The 621-nt window shown below is 55.1% G+C and carries 1 protein-coding gene and 2 tRNA genes; 1 reads left to right on the plus strand and 2 read right to left on the minus strand.

The annotated features are described in order from the left end of the window. Window positions 1–38: 38 nt before the first annotated feature. Both IE142_RS35345 and IE142_RS35350 read right to left on the minus strand, forming a co-directional pair. Window positions 39–111, minus strand: a tRNA-Ala gene (locus tag IE142_RS35345). A gap of 39 nt (window positions 112–150) precedes the next feature. Then, window positions 151–224 (minus strand) — tRNA-Ile (locus IE142_RS35350). 102 nt (window positions 225–326) lie between these two features. On the opposite strand from IE142_RS35350, the gene IE142_RS37240 reads away from it, so the two are divergent. After that, a partial coding sequence (locus IE142_RS37240) for a YgjP-like metallopeptidase domain-containing protein (RefSeq protein ID WP_229831263.1) occupies window positions 327–621 on the plus strand: 295 nt, incomplete at its 3' end.

Raw genomic sequence — 621 nt, forward strand, 5'->3', positions numbered from 1 at the left:
TGCAATGGAGATGCGCTACCAGCTGCGCCCTAGCCCCGTGGAGCTAGCCGGGTTCGAACCGGCGACCCTCTGCTTGCAAAGCAGATGCGCTACCAGCTGCGCTATAGCCCCATAGTTGAAAAAAAGCGGCCGCGCCGCTCTTAATCACCGTGGGCCCGGGAGGACTTGAACCTCCGACCTCATCCTTATCAGGGATGCGCTCTAACCACCTGAGCTACGGGCCCGTTCCTGCTGCACTGTTAAGCACAACGAATTGAAATAATACGCGAATTTCAGAGAAAGTCAATACAAGGTATGTCTTCGGCGTGTCGTGACATAATGCAGACATGCCGAACAATCATCGTAGCCAGCGTAACAACAGTGGGAGAGCCAGCAGGGGAGCGCGCAACCGTAATCGCACGCTATCCGAAGAAACCACGCAAATCGCTGGAATGACGGTGACCATCGTGCGTAAAGCCATCAAAAACATGTACCTGCGCATCAAACCGCCGAACGCGCAAATCGTCATCTCCGCACCTTCTCGCATGTCGCAAGCGGCAATCGCACGATTTGTGACAGAACGCAAACCATGGATCGAACGTGCGCGACGCACCATGCTGCAAGCCAAGGATGAACAGATCC

The sequence above is a fragment of the Streptomyces mutabilis genome (genome assembly GCF_014649815.1).
Lineage (GTDB): Bacteria > Actinomycetota > Actinomycetes > Streptomycetales > Streptomycetaceae > Streptomyces > Streptomyces mutabilis.